This is a genomic window from Variovorax sp. dw_954, from assembly GCF_018449755.1.
Lineage (GTDB): Bacteria > Pseudomonadota > Gammaproteobacteria > Burkholderiales > Burkholderiaceae_C > Variovorax.
Window position 1 is genome coordinate 409,637 of sequence record NZ_JAAVVD010000003.1, and the last position, 22,124, is coordinate 431,760.

At 65.2% G+C, this 22,124-nt stretch carries 19 protein-coding genes and 1 tRNA gene; 16 read left to right on the forward strand and 4 right to left on the reverse strand.

Features of this window, described 5'->3' with window-relative positions:
- The first annotated feature begins 111 nt into the window (after window positions 1-111).
- The 3 genes from HB681_RS08045 (at window position 112) to rimO (ending at window position 2,570) form a co-directional block, all read left to right on the forward strand.
- On the forward strand, window positions 112-474 hold the full coding sequence (locus HB681_RS08045) for a hypothetical protein (protein ID WP_213954268.1): 363 nt from the start codon (window positions 112-114) through the stop codon (window positions 472-474).
- Between the two features lie 116 nt (window positions 475-590).
- Complete coding sequence (phaR, locus tag HB681_RS08050; RefSeq protein ID WP_213954269.1) at window positions 591-1,124, forward strand: polyhydroxyalkanoate synthesis repressor PhaR; 534 nt, start codon at window positions 591-593, stop codon at window positions 1,122-1,124.
- A 39-nt stretch (window positions 1,125-1,163) separates the two neighbouring features.
- Window positions 1,164-2,570 carry a 30S ribosomal protein S12 methylthiotransferase RimO gene (rimO, locus tag HB681_RS08055; protein ID WP_213954270.1) on the forward strand — a complete coding sequence of 469 codons (1,407 nt, stop codon included), beginning with the start codon at window positions 1,164-1,166 and terminating at the stop codon, window positions 2,568-2,570.
- Between the two features lie 104 nt (window positions 2,571-2,674).
- Here rimO and HB681_RS08060 read toward each other — a convergent pair.
- Window positions 2,675-2,759, reverse strand: a tRNA-Leu gene (locus tag HB681_RS08060).
- An 83-nt stretch (window positions 2,760-2,842) separates the two neighbouring features.
- Between HB681_RS08060 and rnr the strand changes: the two genes are divergently transcribed.
- The 3 genes from rnr (at window position 2,843) to HB681_RS08075 (ending at window position 7,117) form a co-directional block, all read left to right on the forward strand.
- On the forward strand, window positions 2,843-5,134 hold the full coding sequence (gene rnr / locus HB681_RS08065) for a ribonuclease R (protein ID WP_213954271.1): 2,292 nt from the start codon (window positions 2,843-2,845) through the stop codon (window positions 5,132-5,134).
- A gap of 37 nt (window positions 5,135-5,171) precedes the next feature.
- Window positions 5,172-5,939, forward strand: coding sequence for an SDR family oxidoreductase (locus HB681_RS08070; RefSeq protein WP_213954272.1), 768 nt, complete (start codon window positions 5,172-5,174; stop codon window positions 5,937-5,939).
- A 92-nt stretch (window positions 5,940-6,031) separates the two neighbouring features.
- Window positions 6,032-7,117, forward strand: a complete 1,086-nt coding sequence (locus HB681_RS08075; protein ID WP_213954273.1) for an IS630 family transposase — start codon at window positions 6,032-6,034, stop codon at window positions 7,115-7,117.
- On the opposite strand, the gene HB681_RS08080 is transcribed toward HB681_RS08075, so the two are convergent.
- The 3 genes from HB681_RS08080 to HB681_RS08085 all read right to left on the reverse strand — a co-directional run bounded on the left by HB681_RS08080 (window position 7,114) and on the right by HB681_RS08085 (window position 11,340).
- Window positions 7,114-8,571 (reverse strand): NAD(P)H-hydrate dehydratase, encoded by a 1,458-nt coding sequence (locus HB681_RS08080; protein ID WP_345944642.1) that lies wholly within the window; start codon window positions 8,569-8,571, stop codon window positions 7,114-7,116. The two genes, HB681_RS08075 and HB681_RS08080, sit on opposite strands and share 4 nt — an antisense overlap.
- Before the next feature lie 17 nt (window positions 8,572-8,588).
- Window positions 8,589-9,845: a D-amino acid dehydrogenase gene (locus HB681_RS37990; RefSeq protein WP_256734852.1), complete on the reverse strand. Its 1,257-nt coding sequence runs from the start codon at window positions 9,843-9,845 to the stop codon at window positions 8,589-8,591.
- A 169-nt stretch (window positions 9,846-10,014) separates the two neighbouring features.
- A complete protein-coding gene (locus HB681_RS08085; RefSeq protein WP_213954275.1) occupies window positions 10,015-11,340 on the reverse strand; it encodes an amidase in 1,326 nt (441 codons plus the stop codon).
- Between the two features lie 180 nt (window positions 11,341-11,520).
- Between HB681_RS08085 and rpsB the strand changes: the two genes are divergently transcribed.
- The 10 genes from rpsB to HB681_RS08135 all read left to right on the forward strand — a co-directional run bounded on the left by rpsB (window position 11,521) and on the right by HB681_RS08135 (window position 22,113).
- Window positions 11,521-12,276: a 30S ribosomal protein S2 gene (gene rpsB / locus HB681_RS08090; protein WP_213954276.1), complete on the forward strand. Its 756-nt coding sequence runs from the start codon at window positions 11,521-11,523 to the stop codon at window positions 12,274-12,276.
- Between the two features lie 82 nt (window positions 12,277-12,358).
- Window positions 12,359-13,291 (forward strand): translation elongation factor Ts, encoded by a 933-nt coding sequence (gene tsf / locus HB681_RS08095; RefSeq protein ID WP_213954277.1) that lies wholly within the window; start codon window positions 12,359-12,361, stop codon window positions 13,289-13,291.
- A gap of 88 nt (window positions 13,292-13,379) precedes the next feature.
- Window positions 13,380-14,102 (forward strand): UMP kinase, encoded by a 723-nt coding sequence (gene pyrH / locus HB681_RS08100; RefSeq protein ID WP_213954278.1) that lies wholly within the window; start codon window positions 13,380-13,382, stop codon window positions 14,100-14,102.
- A 19-nt stretch (window positions 14,103-14,121) separates the two neighbouring features.
- Window positions 14,122-14,682 (forward strand): ribosome recycling factor, encoded by a 561-nt coding sequence (gene frr, locus HB681_RS08105; RefSeq protein ID WP_213954279.1) that lies wholly within the window; start codon window positions 14,122-14,124, stop codon window positions 14,680-14,682.
- 170 nt (window positions 14,683-14,852) lie between these two features.
- Window positions 14,853-15,590 carry a polyprenyl diphosphate synthase gene (gene uppS, locus HB681_RS08110; protein WP_213954280.1) on the forward strand — a complete coding sequence of 246 codons (738 nt, stop codon included), beginning with the start codon at window positions 14,853-14,855 and terminating at the stop codon, window positions 15,588-15,590.
- A 5-nt stretch (window positions 15,591-15,595) separates the two neighbouring features.
- Window positions 15,596-16,441: a phosphatidate cytidylyltransferase gene (locus HB681_RS08115; protein ID WP_213954281.1), complete on the forward strand. Its 846-nt coding sequence runs from the start codon at window positions 15,596-15,598 to the stop codon at window positions 16,439-16,441.
- A 26-nt stretch (window positions 16,442-16,467) separates the two neighbouring features.
- Entirely contained in the window at window positions 16,468-17,628 is a 1,161-nt protein-coding gene (locus HB681_RS08120) for a 1-deoxy-D-xylulose-5-phosphate reductoisomerase (RefSeq protein ID WP_345944645.1), read from the forward strand.
- 30 nt (window positions 17,629-17,658) lie between these two features.
- Window positions 17,659-19,089: an RIP metalloprotease RseP gene (gene rseP / locus HB681_RS08125; protein WP_213954283.1), complete on the forward strand. Its 1,431-nt coding sequence runs from the start codon at window positions 17,659-17,661 to the stop codon at window positions 19,087-19,089.
- A 37-nt stretch (window positions 19,090-19,126) separates the two neighbouring features.
- Entirely contained in the window at window positions 19,127-21,553 is a 2,427-nt protein-coding gene (gene bamA, locus HB681_RS08130; protein WP_213954284.1) for an outer membrane protein assembly factor BamA, read from the forward strand.
- Window positions 21,553-22,113 carry an OmpH family outer membrane protein gene (locus tag HB681_RS08135; protein WP_213954285.1) on the forward strand — a complete coding sequence of 187 codons (561 nt, stop codon included), beginning with the start codon at window positions 21,553-21,555 and terminating at the stop codon, window positions 22,111-22,113. The genes bamA and HB681_RS08135 overlap by 1 nt, the downstream gene beginning before the upstream one ends.
- Window positions 22,114-22,124: the final 11 nt, after the last annotated feature.

The following is a 22,124-nucleotide window of genomic DNA, read 5'->3' on the forward strand; positions in this document are numbered from 1 at the left end:
CATTCGATCCTCCACCTCACGAGGTAGTTAGCCCATTAGCTCAGTGGCGTTTGCAGCACTGGTTGTGTTAGCTTTAGTGTCTCTCGTGACAACCCGGAAACCAAGCGAATCATGCCCTCGACGCCGCCTTATCCGGCGACCGAAGAACTTCGGCTCGCTTCCCTGCTGCGACAGGCCCCGCTTGAATTTGCACGCGTGGTGTATGGCCTGAATGACCGGGCCAGTGGCCGTGCCGGCACCATGGCGGCCGAAGAAGTCGCCCGCACCGTGCGCCAGGGCGTGCCGGTCACGCGCGAACGTGCCGAGCAACGAGCCCGCGCCTACCTTCCCGTCGCAGGCCACGAGCACTGCCCGCGCTGCTGGGTTTTCAATGGCATCAAGAGCCCTTTGCACTTCCGCGAGGCCAGTGAAGACCGCCCTGAAACCGCGATCTGCAAGGTCTGCGGCGCGGAGTACACCAGCTCCCTCGAATAGCCTCGCAACCCTCGAAACTCACGACGCTGTCCGTCAGGGTAAACCTTGGCGCAGTGCAGCAAACCCGCTCCCTAGAATGCCTTGGGCGTGGTCGCTTCCGACCTCAAGGAGATCTAGTGCAGAGTAAGAAAGTCGGTGGAAAGCCGGCCATACGGGTCATCAAGAAGTACCCGAATCGGCGGCTCTATGACACTGACACCTCCACCTACATCACGTTGGCGGAGGTCAAGCAACTTGTCATGTCAAAGGCATCATTCGTGGTGCGCGACGCCAAGAGCGGTGACGACCTGACGCGCAGCATCCTGCTGCAGATCATCCTGGAAGAGGAGGCCGGCGGCGCACCGATGTTCACAGAGCAGGTGCTCGCCAGCATCATCCGTTTCTACGGCCAGGCCATGCAGGGATACATGGGCCCCTACCTGGAGAAGAACATCCAGGCCATGACCGAGATGCAGGCGCTGCTCAAGGAAAAGGCCCAAGGGCTCACCCCCGAGATGTGGGCCAACTTCATGAGCATGCAGTCGCCGATGCTGCAGGGCCTCATGGGCAACTACGTCGAGCAGTCCAAGAATGTCTTCCTGCAGATGCAGGAGCAGATGCAGAAGAACACCGAGCAGGTCCTGGGCGCCTTTGGCATCAAGCGTCCCTGAAACTGGCACGACCGGCGATAGCTGGGACAATACGGGGTTATGAGCGAAGTTGCACTCCCCGAACGCGCGGCCACGTCCGCCGCACCCAAGGTCGGCTTTGTCAGCCTTGGATGCCCCAAGGCCCTGACCGATTCCGAACTGATCCTGACCCAACTGAGCGCAGAAGGCTACGAGACCTCGAAGACTTTCGAGGGCGCTGACATCGTCATCGTGAACACCTGCGGCTTCATCGATGACGCGGTGAAGGAGAGCCTCGACACCATCGGCGAAGCGCTGGCCGCCAACGGCCGCGTCATCGTCACCGGCTGCCTCGGCGCCAAGTCCGGTGCCGACGGCGGCAACATGGTGCGCCAGATGCACCCCAGCGTGCTCGCAGTCACCGGTCCGCATGCGACGCAGGAGGTGATGGATGCGGTCCATGCCAACCTGCCGAAGCCGCACGACCCTTTCATCGACCTTGTGCCGAACACCTTCGGCATCGCGGGCCTCAAGCTCACCCCGCGGCACTACGCCTATCTGAAGATCAGCGAAGGCTGCAACCATCGTTGTACCTTCTGCATCATCCCGTCGATGCGCGGCGATCTGGTCTCGCGTCCTATTGGTGATGTGCTGAACGAGGCCAAGGCCTTGTTCGAAGGCGGCGTGAAGGAACTGCTGGTGATCAGCCAGGACACCTCGGCCTACGGTGTCGACACCAAATACCGCATGGGCTTCTGGAACGGCAAGCCGGTGAAGACGCGCATGCTCGACCTTGTGAAATCGCTGGGCGAGATTGCGGAGCCTTATGGCGCCTGGGTGCGGTTGCACTACGTGTATCCGTATCCGAGCGTCGACGAGGTCATCCCGCTCATGGCCAGCGGTCAGGTCCTGCCGTACCTCGACGTGCCGCTGCAGCACAGTCATCCGGCAGTGCTCAAGCGCATGAAGCGGCCGGCGAGCGGAGAGCGCAACCTGGAGCGCATCGCCAAGTGGAGGGAGATCTGCCCCGAGTTGGTGATCCGCAGCACCTTTATTGCAGGTTTTCCCGGCGAGACCGAAGAAGAATTCGAACACCTGCTCGACTTCATCCGCGAGGCCGAGATCGACCGCGCGGGTTGCTTTGCCTACAGCCCGGTGGCGGGTGCGGCGGCGAACGAGATTCCCGGCATGCTGCCCGAGGCCGAACGCGAATCGCGCCGTGCGCGGTTCATGGAGGTGGCGGAGTCGGTGTCGATCGCGCGCCTGCGCCGCCGTATCGGCGCGAGCATGCAGGTGTTGGTCGATTCGGCGCCCGGCATGGGACGCAAGGGCGGGGTGGGTCGCAGTTACGCGGATGCGCCGGAGATCGACGGCGTCGTGCGCCTGTTGCCGCCCGAGAAGATCAGCAAGACGCTGAAGGTCGGTGAGTTCACCCGTGCCCGCATCGTCGGCGCCGAGGGCCACGACCTGGTGGCGGTGCCTGTATGAGGGCGCTGTAAAAATGCGCCGAGGCGCTGCCGTTCAGGCAACAAAAAAGCCACCGGAGACCGGTGGCTTCATTTGCAAGATCCTGGTAGGGGATCTTTTTAACTTGGTGCCCAGAAGAGGACTCGAACCTCCACGATGTTACTCGCTAGTACCTGAAACTAGTGCGTCTACCAATTCCGCCATCTGGGCCCACATGACTGCATAAGCAGTTATGTTTTGATTTCAGTGTAGAAAGAGATTGTATCATCAAAAATAGCACCCATCCCAGCGGCTTGCTGGATGAAGTTGAAGGAACTGTCCAAGGCCATCGTGACGGGCACGGATTCGTGCAGCGCGACGACGGCGAAGCTGACATCTACCTCCCCCCGAACGAGATGCGCGCGGTGCTGCACAAGGACCGCGTCAAGGCGCGTGTCGTGCGGCAAGACCGACGCGGGCGTCCGGAGGGGCGGGTCGTTGAAATCGTCGAGCGGCCGGAGCAACCCATCATCGGACGGCTGCTGCATGAAGGCGGCATCTGGCTCGTCGCGCCGGAAGACAAACGCTATGGCCAGGACGTACTGATTCCGAAGGGCGCGACCGGCACGGCCAAGACCGGGCAGGTCGTGGTCGTGCAACTGACGGAACCGCCTGCGCTGTTCGGCCAGCCCGTGGGACGCGTCAAGGAAGTGCTCGGCGAGATTGACGATCCAGGCATGGAGATCGAGATTGCTGTGCGCAAGTACGGCGTGCCGCACGAATTCTCCGAAGCCTGCATCGCTGCCGCGAAGGCGCTGCCCGACAAGGTTCGTCCCGCCGACAAGAAGGGCCGCATCGACCTCACCGACGTGCCGCTCGTCACCATCGATGGCGAGGATGCACGCGACTTCGACGATGCCGTCTACTGCGAGCCCGCGAAGGTCGGCCGCGCGAAGGGCTGGCGCCTGCTGGTGGCCATTGCCGATGTCAGTGCCTATGTGCAGACCGGCTCGGCCATCGACATCGATGCCTACGATCGCGCGACCAGCGTCTACTTCCCGCGCCGCGTCATTCCGATGCTGCCGGAGAAACTGTCCAACGGCCTCTGCTCGCTCAACCCGGAAGTCGAGCGCCTGTGCATGGTCTGCGACATGCTGGTCGCTGCCGATGGCGAGATCTACGCCTACCAGTTCTACCCGGCCGTGATGTTCAGCCACGCCCGCTTCACCTACACGGAAGTGGCTGCCATCCTCGCCAACACACGCGGCCCGGAAGCGGCCAAGCGCAAGGACCGGGTCAAGGACCTGCTCAACCTGTCCGACGTCTACAAGGCCCTGCTCAAGCAGCGCGGCAAGCGCGGCGCCGTGGACTTCGAAACGACAGAGACACAGATCGTCTGCGACGACGCGGGCCGCATCGAGAAGATCGTGCCGCGCACGCGCAACGAGGCGCACCGGCTCATTGAGGAAGCGATGCTCGCGGCCAACGTCTGCAGTGCAGACTTCATCGCCGAAGGCAAGCATCCGGGTCTGTACCGCGTGCACGAAGGGCCGACGCCGGAGAAGAAGGAAATCCTGCGTGGCTACCTCAAGGCCATGGGTGTGGGCCTGTCGATCACCGACGATCCGAAGCCCGGCGAGTTCCAGGCGATCGCCGACGCCACCAAGGAGCGCCCCGACGCGCAGCAGATCCACACCATGCTGCTTCGCTCGATGCAGCAGGCGATCTACACGCCGATCAACAGCGGCCACTTCGGCCTCGCCTACGAGGCCTACACGCACTTCACCAGCCCGATCCGGCGCTACCCGGATTTGCTGGTGCACCGCGTGATCAAGGCAATTTTGAGCAAGAGCCGCTACCAGTTGCCGATGTTGCCCACGCCCGGCGAGGCGCATGCCAAGCTGGCCAAGCGCCTTGCATCGCGCGTGAAGGCGCCGACCGCCAAGCCGGCCAAGGCCACCGTCGCGCCGACCAAGGAAGTGCAGGCGTGGGAGGCTGCAGGCCTGCATTGCAGCGCCAACGAGCGGCGCGCCGACGAAGCGAGCCGCGACGTCGAGGCCTGGCTCAAGTGCAAGTACATGCGCGAGCACCTGGGCGAGGAATACGGCGGCGTGGTGAGCGCGGCCACGACCTTCGGCATCTTCGTCACGCTCGATGCGATGTATGTGGAAGGCCTCGTGCATATCACCGAACTCGGCGGCGAGTACTTCAAGTTCGACGAGCAGCGCCAGGAACTGCGCGGAGAGCGCACCGGCATCCGCTATGCCATCGGCACGCGCGTGCGGGTGCAGGTCAGCCGCGTCGACCTCGACGGCCGAAAGATCGACTTCCGCCTGATCCGTGAAGGCGAGGACCTCGTCGCGCGGGCGATGAAGGAAAAGGGCGTGAAGGAAAAGTCCGGCCCCGGCGGCGGCTCGACCTCCAGGTCCTCTGCCCGGGCTTCGTCGCGCCAGCCACGTTCGCACAGCGACAGCAAGGCCGAGGCCGCTGCCGCTGTGATGGCTGGCACCGATCGCCCCGCGCAGCAAAGCGCCATGCAGGCGTTCAAGTCGGCGGTGAAGAAGGCCGCCAACAAGATGAAAGGGCGCAAGCCGCGCCGTCCTTGACCGATCCACACCCAACCAAGAAGAAAGTGATGACTGAATGACTGCAGAGACAACCTCGACCTCGCGCATCGCTGTCGTGACCGGCGCCGGCACCGGCATCGGGCGCGCCGCCGCACTGGCCCTGCTGGGCGACGGCTGGAGCGTCGCGTTGGCCGGGCGCCGGGCCGAGCCCTTGCAAGCCGTTGCCGACGAGTCCGGCGCCGGTTCGCGCGTGATCGCGGTGCCGACCGACGTGGCCGATCCGCAATCCGTCGAGGCGCTGTTCGCAACGGCGGTGAAGCAATTCGGCCGTGTCGACCTGCTGTTCAACAATGCCGGCACCGGCAACCCGCCCGGCCCGTTCGAGGACTGGACCGCGCAACAGTGGAAGGGTGTCGTGGACATCAACCTGAACGGCATGTTCTATTGCATCCAGCAGGCGTTTCGGACGATGAAGGCACAGTCGCCGCGCGGTGGGCGGATCATCAACAACGGCTCGATCTCGGCGACGACGCCGCGTCCCAATTCGATCGCCTACACCGCCACCAAGCACGCGGTGCAGGGCCTGACCAAGACGGCGTCGCTGGACGGCCGCAAGTACGACATCGCCGTGGGCCAGGTCGATGTGGGCAATGCGATGACTGCGATGGGCGGGCGCATGGCGAACGGCGTGCCTCAGGCCAATGGAGAGATCGCGGTGGAGCCTGTGATCGACGTGGACATCGTCGGACGTTCGGTGCTCTACATGGCCAACCTGCCCCTGGAAGCCAACGTGTTGTTCCACACGATCATGGCGACCAAGATGCCCTTCGTGGGACGCGGCTGATCCCCGTTCTAGTGTAGTGTTCGATTCTTGATTGAACTTAAATGAAATTGGCATCTCCCATGCTCTACTGCCATCCAGGTTGGAGAGAGCCCATGCGAGTTGCCCCCGAAGTAGTGTTGAGCGATGAAGAGCACGCCGAGTTGACACGACTGGTGCGATCCAAACTCACCAGCGTGAGGCTGGCGCAGCGCGCGCGCATCGTGCTGCTGGCGGCTGATGGAATCCAGAACAAGGACATCGCTGAACAGTTGGACATCGGGCGCGTTCAGGTCGCGCGTTGGCGTGAGCGCTATGTGCAATCCCGGCTGGCCGGCATCGAGCGCGATTTGCCGCGCGGTGCGCCGCCGATGAAGGTGGACGCGGCGCGGCTGGTGGAACTGACAACCCGGAGCACGCCCGAGGCGGCCACGCACTGGAGCACGCGCAAGATGGGCGCCGAGTTGGGCGTGAGCGCCAGCACGGTCATGCGCCACTGGCACGCTCACGGCTTGAAGCCGCACATCGTGCGCGGCTTCAAGGTCTCGCGTGACCCGAAGTTCGTCGAAAAGCTCGAAGACATCGTGGGGCTGTACATGTCCCCACCCGAGCATGCACTGGTGCTGTGCTGCGACGAGAAGAGCCAAGTGCAGGCGCTGGACCGCACGCAGCCCGGGTTGCCGCTGAAGAAGGGGCGTGCGGCCACCATGACGCACGACTACAAGCGCCATGGAACGACCACATTGTTCGCCGCGCTCAACGTGCTGGACGGTCAGGTCATCGGGCAGTGCCAGCAGCGCCATACCCACGTCGAGTGGCTGAAGTTTTTGCGCCAGATCGATCGCGAGACACCCAAAGGCAAGTCGCTGCATCTGATCGCCGACAACTACGCCACGCACAAGCATCCGGCCGTGCAGGCGTGGCTGGCCAAGCATCCCCGATTCACCATGCACTTCACGCCCACCTCGGCGTCGTGGCTGAACATGGTCGAGCGGTTCTTCCGCGACATCACCACCGAGCGATTGCGCCGGGGAGTGTTCACCAGCGTGCCCGAACTCGTCCAGGCCATCGACGAATACGTCGCTCATCACAACATCAACCCCAAGCCATTCATCTGGACCAAGAGCGCCCGCGACATCTTGCAGAAGGTCATTCGCGCAAACCGCCGCTTAAGCTCCAAACAGAATGGAACACTGCACTAGCGTGCGCCGCCGCGTGCCAGGGCGCCGGCGGTGAGCGGCACCTCGGCAGGCCAATGGTCGGCCAGGTGGCCGTGCAGCCAAACCGCTTCGCGTGCGGCTGGCAGCGCCGGCAGGCCGCTCGCCAAGGCGGCGCCGACCATGCCGGCGAGCACGTCGCCGGTGCCTGCTGAAGCCAGGCGGGCATTGCCGGTCAGGTTGATGGAGGGTCGTTCGCCCGGCGCGGCGATCACCGTGCCCGACCCCTTGAGTACGACCGTGGAGCCGAAGCGATCCGCCAACTGTTGCGCAGCGCGGAGGCGGTCGGCCTGGACCGTGGACGTGCCGGCGCCCAGCAGGCGCGCGGCTTCCAGTGGATGCGGGGTGAGCACGGTCGGCTGACCCCGGCGGCCGCGCGCTTCCAGCAACCGCTGCAACGCGGGATCCAACGCGATGGCATTCAATGCGTCGGCGTCGATCACCGCCTGACGCGCCGTCGACAACACACGGGGCAGCAAGGCGCGTATGGCATCCCCGCCGCCGCATCCCACGACGGCTGTCATCCGACCCAAGTCCAGCGAAGCGGGGTCGCGCAGCATCAGTTCGGGTTGGGAAGTGTCCAATGTCGCGCGGCCATCGAGCAGGCCCGCAAAGACCCGTCCCGCCCCGGCATGCAATGCCGCGGAAGCCGCCATCAATGCCGCACCCGCCATGCCGGCTGCGCCGCCGATCACGGCAACGTCGCCGTAGCTGCCCTTGTGCGAGGCCTGCAAGCGTTGTCGAGGAGGCGGCGCGCCGGCGAGCCGGGCCGCTGGCGTCGCGGCGGAAGCATCGCAACCCAAGTCGTCGAGCCACACTTCGCCGGCGGCATCCCGGCCCTGGGCGGTGAAAAGGCCGGGCTTCAGGGTCAGCAGGCTGAGGCAGACGCGCGCAGCGCCGTTGACGCCTGGTGGCATCGTGTCCGCCGCAAGGCAGCCCGTGCCAGCGTCCAGGCCCGACGGCACGTCGACGCTGAGAACCGGCGCTGGCCCGGCGTGCATCTGGCGAAGCCATTGCGCCATCGCGCCGTCCGGCGGGCGACTGGCGCCGATGCCGAGCAGTGCATCGATCGCGAGATCCCAGGTGGCTGGCGGCAAATCCGCGAAGGCCACGCCCACGGCTTGGGCGCGTTGGAACGAGGCCAGGGCATCCGGTGGCGAGCGTTCCGGATGGCCGAGCCAGGTGACGACCGGCGCAAAGCCGCGCTGCGCCAGCTGCGCGGCTGCTTCCAGTCCATCGCCACCATTGTTGCCGGGGCCGCAGGCAATCCAGATCGTGCCCGCGTGCGGCGTGATCGCCATCGCCAGCCGGGCGACAGCGAGGCCAGCCCGCTGCATCAGCGTGTGGGGCGCCAGCGTCGCAGCCGCAGCCTGCTCCAGACTGCGCGTGCCCGCCACGTCGAACAGGTCTGCAACGGTCGATGAAGTGATGTGCAGCACCCGATGCTCCGCGCGGATCAGTGCACCAGCAGGCGTTCGACGCCCAAGCCTTCGAGGTCGACGCCGGGATCGTTGCCGCCGATCAGGTCGGCCGTCACGCGCGCACTCCCGCAGGACAACGCCCAGCCGCTGGAGCCGTGCCCCAGGTTGAGCCAGACGCCGGGTATGCCGCTGGGTCCGAGGATCGGCGGACCGTCGGGCAGCATTGGGCGCGCACCTTTCCATTGCTGCACGCCGGCCTGCAGCGTCACCGCGCCGGGAAACCAGTCGTGCAGCACCTTGTACAGCGTTCGCAGGGCGGCCGGATTGACCTGGTCGCGCGCGCCGCCGAGTTCGGCGCTGCCAGCCACGCGCACGCGCAAGCCGAGCCGCGAGATGGCGACCTTGTAGCGCTCGTCCATCACTGCGCTGCGCGGGGCGTTGAGCGGCTCGCGGATGTTGGCGCTGATCGAGTGGCCATAGACAGGCGCGAGCGGGATCCGCAAGCCGAGGGGCTTCAGCATGCGGGCCGAGTCGACCCCGGCGCACATCACGATGGCGTCGAACTCATGCGCCTCGGAACCACCAGCGAGCGAGATGGCCCGCGGCGCGGCGCGCGACAGCGGTGCGATGTCGCAGCCGAAATGGAACTGAACGCCGAGCGCCTCTGCCTCGCGCTTGAGCAGCAGCGCGAACTGGCGGCAGTTGCCGACCTCGTCGTCGGGCAGGTGAATGGCGCCGCTGAGCGAGGTCTCGGTGCTCAGTGCGGGCTCGATGTTGCGGGCCTCGTCGGCATCGAGCTGCTGGAACTTGGTGCCCACGGCACGCAGGACGTCGAGGCCGGGCTGCACCATCTTGAGGTCTCGCTTGGAACGCAACAGCACCATGTAGCCGTCGCTGCGTTCGTAGCTCAGTTCGCAGGCCTCGGTGACCTCGTGCAGGCGGGTGCGGCTGTAGAAAGCCAGCCGTTGCATGCGGGTGCGATTGGCCAGGTAGGTTTCGAGCTTGCAAGCGCGCTGCCAACGGCTCATGAATGCGAAGTCGCGCATGGCGAGCGGCCAGCGCACCTTGACGGCGCCGTGCCTTGACAGCAGCGAGCGCAGCACCTTCGCGCGCATGCCAGGCGCGGCCCAAGGGGTGATGTAGCCGGGCGCAACCACGCCCGCGTTGGCAAAGCTGGATTCTTCCGCGACGGCGCCACGGCGCTCGAACACCATGACTTCGTGACCGTCGCAGGCCAATTCCCAGGCAGTGGTGACACCGATGATGCCGGCGCCCACGATTGCGATTTTCATTGGATTCGAAAATTCAGAAGAGGGCGCGGCGTTGCGCGCCAAGCGCCGAGGATAGACGACGCGAGGGGCGCTGCGGTGGACGGCGGGGGCGGATTCGATGCGGCGTTGTGCCATCGCCGCAACGGGGGGCGGCGTTGACCACTCGCGATTGGACCTATGCCGATGCGCGCTACGCCGCTTGCAGTGCCTGCTCGGCCTGGGCGGCGATCGCCAGCACGGCGTCGTCATGCAAGGCGGCGTGCCAGATCATCAAGCCGACAGGCAAGCCCCCGCCCACGGGGCAGGGGATCGAGATCGCGCAGCCGTCAAGCATGTTGATGATGGACGGGTTGCGCAGCAGCAAGCCGTTGATGCGGAAGAACTCGTCGTCCCGCTCGGCGCCGGGCGCCACGCTGGCGATGGTCGGCGCCGTGATCGGCAGGGTGGGGGAAAGCAGGGCGTCGAACGGCGACAGCAAGCCTTCCATCCGTTCGATCCAGGCGCGCCGTGCATGGACCAGCTCGATGTATTCGTGCGCCTTCATGTGGGCGCCATTCACGATGCGCCTGGCGACCCGAGGGTCGTAGCCGGCCGCGCTGCGCTCGAGCAGCAGGCGATGCCAGGCATAGGCCTCGGCGGCCGAGAAGCCGCCCGTCGCGTTGATGGAGGGCAGGTCGGCCAGCGGCGGCAGGCTGATCTCCTCGACCCGGGCGCCGGCTGTACGCAGGCGAACCAGGGCGCCGTCGAAGGCGGCGGCGACCGGCGGTTCAAGGCCATCCAGGAACACGTTGGTGGGAACGGCGAGGCGGTAGGCGGCCAGCGGCGCGTTGCCGCGCGTGACGCCGCGCGCAGCCAGGACCTCGTGGGCGATGACCGCATCGCGCACCGAGCGCGTCATCGCGCACACGGTGTCGAGCGTGGTCGACAGCGGCAGCGCGCCATCGGCCGGCACGAGCCGGGCGGTGCTCTTGAAGCCGACGATGCCATTGAGCGCGGCCGGAATGCGGATCGAGCCGCCGGTGTCCGAGCCCAGGCCGATGAAGGCCGCCCCAGTGGCCACGGAGATGGCGGCGCCGGAGGACGATCCGCCCGGAATGCGCGGCGTGGCCGCATCGCTCGCATTGGCGGGAGTTCCATGGTGCGGGTTCACGCCCACGCCCGAAAAGGCGAACTCGGTCATGTTGGTGCGGCCCACGAGGGCCGCGCCGGCTGCACGCAGGCGGGCGACGGCAGGCGCATCGGCCTTTGCCGCCGGCGCGTGAGCCAGCACCTTGGACCCGGCCGGCGTCGCCTGCCCCTCGATGTCGAACAGGTCCTTGGCCGAAAAGGCGAGCCCGGCGAGAGGCTGTTCAGGTCGGGCGCGACCCGCGTCTTCGCGCGCCTGGTCGAACATCGGGCGCGTGAAGACATGGGCGCAGGCCGGCGATCCGGCGGCTGCGATGGCGTGCTCGATCTCGGCGCGCGCGTCGGTCCTGCCCGCGCGCAGCGCGAGGCGTGTGGCATGAAGGTCGTGCATGCCCCCATGCTATACTCCTTGGGTTTCGCTGAGAGGGCGCCATCCGGATCTACCCGGACAATTCAGGCAACCTTCGGTTTAGAAACACATCCGCAAACCAGCCCACTCAAGGTGTTGCCGTCATTCGCAAGTGACAGCAAAACGGGCTGGATTTAAGACACAACCTTTGGAGTTATTCCTATGTCGACCACCATGCGCGAAATGCTGGAAGCCGGTGTCCACTTCGGTCACCAAACCCGCTTCTGGAACCCCAAGATGGCCCCGTACATCTTCGGCCATCGCAACAAGATCCACATCATCAACCTGGAAAAGTCGCTTCCGATGTTCCAGGACGCGATGAAGTACGCCAAGCAACTCACCGCCAACCGCGGCACCATCCTGATGGTCGGCACCAAGCGCCAGGCCCGTGAGATCGTGGCAGCCGAAGCCCGCCGCGCCGGCGTGCCTTTCGTCGACACCCGCTGGCTCGGCGGCATGCTGACCAACTTCAAGACGGTCAAGACTTCGATCAAGCGCCTGAAGGACATGAAGGCCCAGCAGGAAGCCGGTCTCGATTCGCTGAGCAAGAAGGAGCAACTGACTTTCTCGCGCGAAATCGCCAAGCTCGAAAAGGACATCGGTGGCATCCAGGACATGGCTGCACTGCCGGACGCGATCTTCGTGATCGACGTGGGCTTCCACAAGATCGCCGTCGCCGAAGCCAAGAAGCTCGGCATCCCGCTGATCGGCGTGGTCGACTCGAACCACTCGCCTGAAGGCATCGACTACGTGATTCCCGGCAACGACGACTCGTCGAAGGCCGTCACGCTGTACGCCCGCGGCATCGCCGACGCGATCATCGAAGGCCGCAACAGCGCCACCGGCGACGTGGTCAAGGCCATCGCCGAAGGCAACAGCGACGAGTTCGTTGAAGTCGAAGAAGGCGCCTCCGCCTGATAAGGCGCTCACGCGCGCCTGAAGAAGGGGCTTTGTGGCCCCTTTTTTTAATCTGAATACTGAGAAAAACCGGAGAAATCAAATGGCTGCAATCACCGCAAGCATGGTCGGCGAACTTCGCGCAAAGACCGACGCGCCCATGATGGAATGCAAGAAGGCCCTGACCGAGGCCGAAGGCAACATGGAAAAGGCCGAAGAGCTGCTGCGCATCAAGCTGGGCAACAAGGCTGGCAAGGCCTCGGCTCGCGTGACCGCTGAAGGCGTGGTGACCGCCTACGTCGACGGCACCTCCGGCGGCATGATCGAGATCAACTGCGAAACCGACTTCGTCACCAAGAACGACAGCTTCCTGGCCATGGCCAAGGCCGCCGCCGAACTGGTTGCCAAGAACAACCCGGCCGACGTCGCCGCGCTGGGCGCAGTTGCCTATGAGCAGGACGGCTTCGGCCCGACGCTCGAGGACGTGCGCAAGGGCCTGATCGGCAAGATCGGCGAGAACATGACGTTCCGCCGCTTCAAGCACTTCAATTCCGGCGCCAAGCTGGCTTCGTACCTGCACGGCACCCGCATCGGCGTGCTGGTCGAGTTCGAAGGCGACGACACGGCTGCCAAGGACGTCGCGATGCACATCGCCGCCATGAAGCCGGTCGCGCTGTCGACCGCCGACGTGCCTGCCGACCTGATCGAGAAAGAGCGCGCCGTTGCCATGGGCAAGGCCGAGGAAGACCGCAAGGTCGCCGAAGCTGCCGGCAAGCCGACGCAATCGGCCGAGATCGTTGCCAAGCGCGTCGAAGGCGGCGTGCAGAAGTTCCTGAAGGAAGTCTCGCTGCACAACCAGCCTTTCGTGAAGAACGACAAGCAGACCGTCGAGCAGATGCTCAAGGCCGCCAGCACCTCGATCAAGGGCTTCACGATGTTCATCGTCGGCGAAGGCATCGAGAAGAAGGTCGACGACTTCGCCGCCGAAGTGGCTGCCCAGGTGGCTGCCGCCAAGGGCGAAAAGCCTGCCGCCTGACCGCCGTGACCGATGGCGCCGCACGTGCGGTGCCGTCACTCTCCCCCCGCTTAAACTCCCCCCGCCAACCACTTCAAGGAATCTCTTCATGCCCAATGCCCGCCCAGCCCACAAGCGCATCTTGTTGAAGCTGTCGGGAGAGGCGCTGATGGGAGATGATGCCTTCGGCATCAACCGCGCGACGATCGTCCGCATGGTGGAGGAAGTGGCCGAGGTGGTGAACATGGGCGTGGAAGTCGCCGTGGTCATCGGCGGCGGCAACATCTTCCGCGGCGTGGCCGGCGGCTCGGTCGGCATGGACCGCGCGACGGCCGACTACATGGGCATGCTGGCCACCGTGATGAACGCGCTGGCATTGGCCGACGCGATGAACAAGCAGGGGCTGACCGCACGCGTGATGTCGGCGATCGCCATCGAGCAGGTGGTCGAGCCCTACGTGCGTCCCAAGGCCCTGCAGTACCTCGAAGAGGGCAAGGTCGTGATCTTCGCGGCGGGCACCGGCAATCCCTTCTTCACCACCGACACGGCGGCCGCGTTGCGCGGCGCCGAGATCGGTGCCGAACTGGTGCTGAAGGCCACCAAGGTCGACGGCGTCTACACCGCCGACCCCAAGAAAGACCCGAGCGCCACGCGATATGCGACGCTCAGCTTTGACGAAGCGATCGCGCAGAATCTTGGCATCATGGACGCCACCGCTTTCGCGCTGTGCCGCGACCAGAAATTGCCGATCAAGGTGTTCTCGATTTTCAAGAATGGCGCGCTCAAGCGCGTCGTGATGGGCGAGGACGAAGGCACGCTGGTCCATGCTTGAGGCTTGAGGAGTAATTGAAGTGACCATTGCAGACATCCGCAAGGCGACCGACACCAAGATGGATCAGTCGCTTGCAGCATTCCAGAACAACCTGACGAAGATCCGCACCGGCCGCGCCAATCCGGCGCTGCTCGATTCGATCCATATCGATTACTACGGCTCTCAGGTGCCGCTGAGCCAGGTCGCCAACGTGGCGCTGCTCGACGCACGGACCATCAGCATCCAGCCGTGGGAAAAGGGCATGGGTGCCAAGATCGAAAAGGCCATTCGCGAGAGTGACCTCGGCCTCAACCCGGCGTCGATGGGCGACCTGATCCGCGTGCCGATGCCCCCGATGAGCGAAGAGCGCCGCAAGGAAATGACCAAACTCGTGCGCAACGAAGGCGAGGCCGCCAAGATCGCCACGCGCAACCTGCGCCGTGACGCCAATGAAGCGGTCAAGAAGCTGGTCAAGGACAAGGCTGCGTCGGAAGACGACCAGAAGCGCGCCGAAGCCGACATCCAGAAAGTGACCGACCGCCACATCGCGGAAATCGACAAGCTGATCGCGGCCAAAGAGGCCGAGATCATGGCTGTTTAAATGGCCCCCACGCTCGGCACTGTCGTGTCCTCGCTGCCCCCCAAGGGGGCTCTCGCAGCTTGGGGCGGCCCGGCGCTGCTCGGTATGGCCCCCACGCTCGGCACTGTCGTGTCCTCGCTGCCCCCCGAGGGGGCTTTCGCAGCTTGGGGCGGCCCGGCGCTGCTCCTGACATGACGCCTTCACCCGCCGTCCCCCATCACATCGCCATCGTGATGGACGGCAACGGTCGCTGGGCGACGCGGCGCTTCCTGCCGCGCGTGGCCGGCCACAAGCAGGGCGTGGAATCGCTGCGGCGTTGCGTGCGCGCCTGCGCGGATCGCGGCGTCCGCGTGCTGACCGTCTTTGCCTTCTCGTCGGAGAACTGGAATCGACCGGTCGAAGAAGTGTCCGGGCTCATGGACCTGATGGTCGGCTCGCTCGGCCGGGAAGTGCCCCGGCTCCGCGACGACGGCGTGCAGCTTCATTTCATCGGCGAGCGGGGCGGCCTGTCCGACAAGATGATCGCCGGCCTGGTGCAAGCCGAGGCCGCAACGGCCCACAACACACGGCTTGTCTTCAACGTCTGCTTCAACTATGGCGGCCGCTGGGACATCGCCCGTGCCGCCGCGCAATTGGCCGCGCGTGGCGAGCCCTTGACCGAGGCCAACCTCGACCGTGCGATGGCGCTGGCCCATGTGCCCGACCCGGACCTTTTCATCCGCACCGGTGGTGAGCAACGGCTGTCGAATTTCCTGCTCTGGCAGAGTGCCTACGCGGAGCTGGTATTCAGCGACAAGCTGTGGCCTGAGTTCGACGAGGCCGCGCTGGACGCAGCCATCGCCGCGTTCAGCAATCGCGAACGCCGCTTCGGCAAGACCTCGGCGCAGATCGCCGGTGGCGCGCCGAAATCGCCGCGGCAAACGGCCTGAGGCGCATGCTCAAGCAACGAATCATCACCGCGCTGGCGCTTCTGGCGGTCTTGCTGCCGGCCCTGTTCTACAAGTCGTACGAACCCTTTGCGGTCGTCATGCTGGTGCTGATCGGCGCCGCTGCCTGGGAGTGGGGTCGGCTCAACGGCTACGGGCCGCGCCTGTCGCTCATGCTGGGCGCCGAGATGGTGCTGCTGTGCGCGCTGTCCTGGTGGGGCGGCCTGCTCGATCAGTCCCTGAACCTGGTCTGGATCATTGCGGGCGCGGCATGGGTGCTCGGAGGTGCGGCGCTGTTGCGCGTGGCCGTGCCGGGCTGGCCGAAGATTCCGCGTGCGGTTCGCCTCGTCGGCGGTCTGCTGGCCTTGTGGGTCGCGTGGCTGGCGGCCGTGCAGGCGCGCATCGAAGGCATCAATTTCCTGCTGTCGATCCTCTTGCTCGTCTGGGTGGCCGACGTGTTCGCCTATTTCGCGGGGCGCGCGTTTGGACTCAAGTTCACGACGGGCAAGCTCGCGCCGTCGATCAGCCCCGGCAAGAGCTGGGAAGGCGTGTGGGGCGGCATGGCGGGCGTGGTGGTGCTGGCCTTTGCCTGGGTCTGGTCGGATCGACGGCTGGATGCGTCGGTGCAGAGCCTCTACTCGCGCCTGGATGCGCGCGGCTGGTGGTTGCTCTTGATCGGCGTGGTGTTCCTGGCTGCGATGAGCGTGGTCGGTGATCTGGTCGAGTCCCTCATCAAGCGCGCCGCGGGGGCCAAGGACAGCAGCAACCTGCTGCCAGGCCATGGCGGGGTGCTGGACCGGGTCGATGCGCTGCTGCCGGTGCTCCCGCTTGCGATGATGCTGGTGTCGCTGTGACGGAGGGAAGGAAACTTCGCGTGACGGTGCTCGGGTCGACCGGTTCGGTCGGCGTCAGCACCTTGGACGTGATCTCGCGCCATCCGGAGCGATTCGAGGTGTTCGCGCTCTCGGCCGCCACGAAAGTGGATGAATTGCTGGCCCAGTGCGCGCGCTACAAGCCGCGCTACGCCGCGATGGCGAGCGCGCCACACGCTGCCCAGTTGGCCGAGAAGCTCAAGCAGAACGGCCTCGGAACGACCGTGTTAACCGCACAGGGCGCCCTGGAAATGATCGCCTCGCATGAAGAGGTGGATGCCGTGATGGCCGCCATCGTGGGTGCGGCCGGCCTCGGGCCGTGCCTGGCCGCGGCACGCGCCGGCAAGCGCCTGATGCTGGCCAACAAGGAAGCCATCGTCGTGGGCGGCGAGCTGTTCATGCGCACGGTGCGCGACGGCGGCGCCAACCTGATGCCCATCGACAGCGAGCATTCGGCCATCTTCCAGTGCCTTCCGGAAGACCGCAGTACCTGGGCCGAGCGCGTCGATCATGTGTTGCTGACGGCTTCAGGCGGCCCCTTCAGGCTGCGCGACCCGAAGACGCTCGGTGCCATCACGCCCGAGGAGGCATGCGCGCATCCGAACTTCTCGATGGGCCGGAAGATCTCCGTCGACTCCGCCACCATGATGAACAAGGCGCTCGAGGTGATCGAGGCCAGGTGGCTGTTCGACCTGACGCCCGAACAGGTCAAGGTGGTGATCCACCCGCAGCAGATCATCCATTCCATGGTGCAGTTCCAGGACTCGTCCGTCATCGCGCAACTCGGCACGCCTGACATGCGGGTGCCGATCGCTTGCGGCCTGGCCTGGCCGGAACGGATCGCGAGCGGCGCGGGTCGCCTGGATTTCGCCGCGTTGTCTGCCCTGACTTTCGAAGAGGCGGATGCTGCGCGCTTTCCAGGCTTGCACCTGGCGTGGCACGCACTGCGCGCCTTGCCCGGCACCACGGCGGTGTTGAATGCGGCCAATGAAGTCGCCGTCGAGGCCTTCCTGGCGCAGCGGCTGCGCTTCGACCGTATCCACGCGGTGAATCTTGAAACTTTGGAGACGGTCAAGCCGTCCAAGCCTGCATCGCTGGCCGATCTGCTGGCGCTCGACGCCGAGGCGCGCGCCGCCGCGAACGCCGCGGCGCAACGCTTCGCCCACTGACGCGCGGCATCGCACTACAGAGGAATCCCGATGCTCACCCTCGTTGCCTTTGTCGTCGCGCTCGGCTTGCTGATCACGGTGCACGAATACGGCCACTACCGGGTGGCGGTGGCGTGCGGCGTGAGGGTCAAGCGCTTCGGTATTGCCACTTTGCCGTTCGGCGACCCCGACAGCCCCAACATCGCCTCGCGCTTCCTCTGGCGCATCAGCAAGCCGGTGTGGACCTACAAGCCGAAGCGGCAGCATCCAGGGCAGGACACGGAGTTTGCCTTTGGCGTGTTTCCCTTCGGCGGCTATGTCCAGATGCTGGACGAGCGCGAAGGCGACGTCGCGCCCGAGGAATTGCACCTTGCGCTCAACAACCAGCCCTTGCGCTCGCGCGTGGCCATCGTGGCCGCCGGCCCGATCGCCAACCTGCTGCTCGCGGTGCTGCTCTACACGCTGGTCAACTGGATCGGCGTGCTGGAGCCGGTGGCGCGACTGGGGCGGCCGGCGGCGGCGTCGATCGCCGAGCAGGCCGGCTTGCGCGGCGGTGAACTCATCGGCGCCGCTGCGTATGCCGGCGATGCACTGGAGCCGGTGAAGTCTTTCGAAGACCTGCGCTGGCGCATGACGCGTGCTGCGCTGGACGGTCACGACCTCGAACTCGAAATCGCGGGCGAGCAGGGGCGTCCGTCGCGCATGCTGATGCTCCCGCTGAGCCGCATCGAAGCCAAGGATGCCGATGCGCAGATGTTCCGCAAGATTGGCGTGCTCGCACCCCTGACCCGGCCGGAGATCGGTGAAGTGGTGCCGGCCGGCCCTGGCGCCAGGTCCGGCCTGCAACGCGGCGACGTGGTGCGGATGGTCGGCAGCGAGGCGATCGTCGACGGGCAGCAGTTGCGAGACGTCATTCGCGCGTCTGTCGACGTTGACAAGCCGCGCACGCAGCCATGGCGAATCGAACGGGGCGGCCACAGCATGACGCTGGATGTCACGCCCGAGGTGCGCGAAGAAGGCAAACTCAAGGTCGGACGGATCGGCGCCTATGTGGGCACCGCTCCCGACATGGTCACGGTGCGGCAGGGCCTCGTCGATGGCGCGTGGCACGGCGTGGTGCGAACCTGGGAAGTGTCCGCGCTGACCGTGCGAATGATGGGCAAGATGGTCATCGGCGAGGCGTCGCTGAAGAACCTCAGCGGACCGCTCACGATCGCCGACTACGCTGGCAAGTCCGCCAGCATAGGCTTCACGCAATACCTGCTGTTCCTGGCCCTGATCAGCGTGAGCCTGGGCGTGCTGAACCTGATGCCGTTGCCGGTCCTCGATGGAGGACACCTGATGTATTATCTTTGGGAGGGGCTGACTGGCAAGGGCGTCTCCACGGCATGGATGAACGGGCTTCAGAATGGCGGGCTCGTTTTGTTGCTGGTCATGATGTCGATCGCACTCTTCAACGACGTCTCACGGCTCTTTGGTTAACTTTCCACCGGCCCTTTCCGCGCCGGTTACTTCTCAGATGAATAAGTCAAACAGTCGCTTTCGTATGCGCAGCGTGGTCGCTTTGGTTGCGGGCGCGCTGGCCGCCACCGCCGCCTGGGCCGTTGAGCCTTTCACGGTGCGCGACATCCGCGTCGAAGGGCTGCAACGCGTCGAACCCGGCACCATCTTCGCTTCGCTGCCGTTCCGGGTGGGCGACACCTACAGCGACGAACGCGGCTCCGCTGCGATCCGCGCACTGTTCGACCTGGGCCTGTTCAAGGACGTGCGCATCGACGTGAACGGCAACGTGCTGGTGGTCATCGTCGAGGAGCGGCCCACCATTGCCAGTGTGGATTTCGCGGGCACCAAGGAATTCGACAAGGCAGCCCTGACCAAGGCACTGCGCGAGATCGGCTTGGCCGAAGGCCGGCCGTTCGACAAGGCGCTGGCGGACCGCGCGGAGCAGGAGCTCAAGCGCCAGTACATCAGCCGCAGCCTCTACAACGCAACCATCATCACCACGGTCACGCCGACCGAGCGCAATCGGGTGAACCTGACCTTCTCGGTGAACGAAGGCGATTCCGCCCGCATCAGGGAAGTCCGGATCGTCGGCAACAAGGAGTACAGCGAGTCGACCCTGCTGGGCCTGTTCGACCAGGACAGCGGTGGCTGGCTCTCGTGGTACACCAAGTCGAACCAGTACTCGCGGGCCAAGCTCAACGCCGACCTCGAGACGCTGCGCTCCTACTACATCACGCGCGGCTACCTCGAATTCCGCATCGATTCGACGCAGGTCGCCATCTCGCCCGATCGGCAGGATCTCTCCATCACGGTCAACATCACCGAGGGTGAGAAGTTCACGGTTGCGGGCGTCAAGCTTGCGGGCAACTACCTGGGCCGCGACGACGAGTTCAAGTCGCTCGTGACGATCAAGCCTGGCGAGCCCTACAACGGCGAGGCGGTGGCCCAGACCACCAAGGCCTTCACGGACTACTTCGGCACCTTCGGCTATGCGTTCGCGCGTGTGCAGGCGCGTCCGGATGTCGACCGCACCAACAACACCGTCACCATGAACCTGGTGGCCGAGCCGGCGCGCCGCGTCTACGTGCGCCGGGTGAGCATCGCCGGCAACAACCGCACGCGCGACGAAGTGGTCCGGCGCGAGTTCCGCCAGTTCGAGGCCTCGTGGTATGACGGCGACAAGATCAAGTTGTCGCGCGACCGCATCGACAGGCTCGGCTACTTCACCGAAGTGAACGTCGACACGCAGGAAATCCCCGGAATCCCGGACCAGGTCGACCTCAGTGTGGTCCTGGTTGAAAAGCCGACCGGTACGCTGCAGTTGGGGGCTGGCTTCTCCACGGCGGACAAGGTCTCCATCACGTTCGGCATCACGCAGGAAAACGCCTTCGGTTCCGGCAATTTCCTGGGCCTGAACGTCAACACCAGCAAGTACAACCGCGTCATTTCGCTGAACACGACCGATCCCTATTTCACCAAGGACGGTATCTCGCGCACCTTCAGCGTCTTTCACACCTCGACCAGCCCCTACAACGACACGGTGGACGGCACCTACCGCCTCAACAGCACCGGCGGGAGCATTCGCTTCGGCGTGCCGTTCAGCGAAGTCGACACGGTGTTCTTCGGGGTCGGCGCCGAGAGTTACCAGTTCAAACCGGGCAGCCAGGCGGCCTTGTATACGCCGCAGTCCTACAAGGACTACTTCGGCTGCGGTATCACAGTGTCCGGGTTCAACTGTTCGGACAACAACAAGTGGGGCATTCCGTTGACGGTGGGTTGGTCTCGCGACGATCGCGACAGCGCACTGGTGCCGACGCGCGGCAGGCTTCAACGCGCCAACCTTGAAGTGGGTGTGGCTGGCGACATGCAGTACTACCGCGGCAGCTACCAGTACCAGCAGTTCTTCCCGATCAACAAGCAGTACACCTTCGCTGTCAACACCGAGGTTGGCTATGGAAAGGCCTACGGCAACAAGGACTACCCGATCTTCAAGAACTTCTATGCGGGCGGCCTGGGCTCGGTTCGCGGCTTTGAGCAGAACTCGCTGGGCCCGAAGGACACCCCGTTCCCGGGCCAGACCGAAGGCGCCGCGGTCGGTGGCACCAAGAAGGCCATCTTCAACGCCGAGCTTGGCACGCCGTTCCCCGGGGCGGGCAACGACCGCACGCTGCGCCTCTATGGCTTCTTCGATGCCGGCAATGTGTTCGCGGACCACAGGACGACCGAAACCGATGCGCAATGGGATGCACAGCAAAAAATTCGCGCGTCCGTGGGCCTCGGCATCAGCTGGGTTTCGCCGCTCGGCCCACTGCGGATCGCGTACGCGATCCCGGTCAAGCAGCAAAAGGAAATCCCGAATGCGACCAACAATCCGCTGCTTCCGCCGGCGGTGTCCAAGGATAGAATTCAGCGCGTTCAATTCCAGATCGGAACCGCCTTTTAATGACTCATTTGGCCCGTGCCTTTGGCACCCTGTTGATCCCCGTTTTTGCGCTGTGCGCGGCGCCAGCGCAAGCGCAGCAGGAGACCTTTCGCGTCGGCTTCGTGAATCCCGATCGGGTGCTGCGCGAGGCCACGACCGCCAAGGCGGCCCAGGCCAAGCTGGAAGCGGAATTCTCCAAGCGGGACAAGGATCTCCAGGCGCAGGGTGAGGCCCTGAAGGCCGCTTCCGAAAAGTTCGAGCGCGAGGCGCCCACGCTGACCGAAACACAGCGCGCCACGCGCCAGCGCCAGCTGGTCGACCAGGATCGCGAGTTCCAGCGCAAGCGCCGCGAATTCCAGGAAGACCTGAACGCGCGCAAGAACGAGGAATTGCAGGCCGTGTACGAGCGCGCCAACCGCGTGGTCAAGCAAGTCGCCGAGGCCGAGAAGTACGACGCCATCCTCCAGGAGGCGATCTACATCAACCCCAAGCACGACATCACCGACAAGGTGATCAAGGCGCTGAACGCGTCCACGGCGGCTGGTACGGGTACGGGTACGGGCGCCGGTCCAGGCAAGTAAGGCGGCGACGG